This window comes from Acinetobacter sp. YH12120, from assembly GCF_013418795.1.
Taxonomy (GTDB): Bacteria; Pseudomonadota; Gammaproteobacteria; order Pseudomonadales; family Moraxellaceae; genus Acinetobacter; species Acinetobacter towneri.
Genome location: NZ_VPBI01000056.1, coordinates 1 through 1271 on the forward strand (window position 1 = coordinate 1; position 1271 = coordinate 1271).

Below are 1271 nucleotides of genomic sequence, written 5' to 3' on the forward strand. Positions count from 1 at the left end.
TACAACTGACTGGCAGTACTTTTATAATCATGAACGACCTCATATGTCAGTAAATGGTTGTCCACCTATTTTTAAACAATAACAAGGCTTTAGATTTTCTACCCATTAATTCAATTAAAAATGGGGGTATTACCTATTCATTTGCTATCTACCATTTTTATCAAGTCAGAAGGGACATCAGAAATCTTGATATTTCGTTCCTTTCCTGAGGACGTAATACCTTTTGTCGAACCATTCCAATGGAAATTGCCATTACCATCATCTTGAAACCTATGATAAATGACCTTCCCATCTTTATTTTCAATTGCCCATCTATTTTTGGATCACTATCAATTTTTACACTGTTTTCCCATAATTTTACATGATTGTCAGGAATTATTGCTTTAGTAGAGTTATAAGGCATATTTCCATCTTTCAAGTCATGATGTCCTGGATTTTCATAATATTGTGTTTCAACATTAATAACTTTATCTTTAGTTGATGGCTTGGTGCCTTCGACTATGTAATTACCAATAGTATTATTACTTTCGTCCTTATGTATGCCTAAAATCAGCAAAAAATCTATTTTTTAAATTCAGTAATATTAATAGGCTGATCTTTGACTAACTCAAGTACTCCTTCACCACCTTTAAAGTGAATAGATACACCATCATCATTGCTCAGTAAAATACCGCTACCAGATACAGCACGTTTTAAATGATAAACTGTGTCTGAATTATCTACCATTTCTGCAGTTTCAAAATTATCTGAAGATTTTAATTCAATGGTTAAATCTTTTGGGCCATTAAAATAAATAACTTGTGTTTCTGCAGGTGCATTACTTTGTACTTTTTCTTGGCTCACTTCATTATTTAAATTTGAGTTACATCCCATTAAACCGAATGCAAGTAATGTTGCCCCTAAAATATATTTCATTTTTGTACCTTTTCTAAAAAATTGAAGCAAACTTATACTAATGACTTTAACTTTTGATAAAAAGATGGAATTACACTTTTATACTAAATTTTACTGAAAGTAATGAAGCTAAAGTTGACTAAATAAATCAGGAATTGTCTTCTTTAAAAATTAATGCAAAAAAATATAGCAATATATGTTTCTTTAAATAAAACCTACATACACTCACATTCCTTGATCTTGAATTATTGTAAGTTGACAAAAATAACTAATCATGCGAAAAAGTTTTTTTAGTTAACAGATGTTCACACATGCCTCGAATTGTTTCTGTACCACTTAGTTTAGAACAGCGAGAACGACTCATTTTTCTGGCCAAG

2 protein-coding genes and 1 pseudogene are annotated in these 1271 nt (G+C 30.5%); 1 reads left to right on the top strand and 2 read right to left on the bottom strand.

What is annotated here, in order from left to right:
• Window positions 1-160 precede the first annotated feature (160 nt).
• On the bottom strand, window positions 161-556 hold the full coding sequence (locus FTU58_RS13950) for a hypothetical protein (protein WP_180009214.1): 396 nt from the start codon (window positions 554-556) through the stop codon (window positions 161-163).
• A 5-nt stretch (window positions 557-561) separates the two neighbouring features.
• Window positions 562-915 (bottom strand): hypothetical protein, encoded by a 354-nt coding sequence (locus FTU58_RS13955; protein ID WP_180062597.1) that lies wholly within the window; start codon window positions 913-915, stop codon window positions 562-564.
• A gap of 290 nt (window positions 916-1205) precedes the next feature.
• On the opposite strand from FTU58_RS13955, the pseudogene FTU58_RS14190 reads away from it, so the two are divergent.
• Window positions 1206-1271, top strand: a pseudogene (locus tag FTU58_RS14190) (helix-turn-helix domain-containing protein); the annotation flags it as partial.

What these genes read in the sequence shown, in the direction of transcription:
- FTU58_RS13955 (WP_180062597.1), bottom strand. Translation starts at nt 915, where the DNA reads ATGAAATATATTTTAGGGGCAACATTACTTGCATTCGGTTTAATGGGA.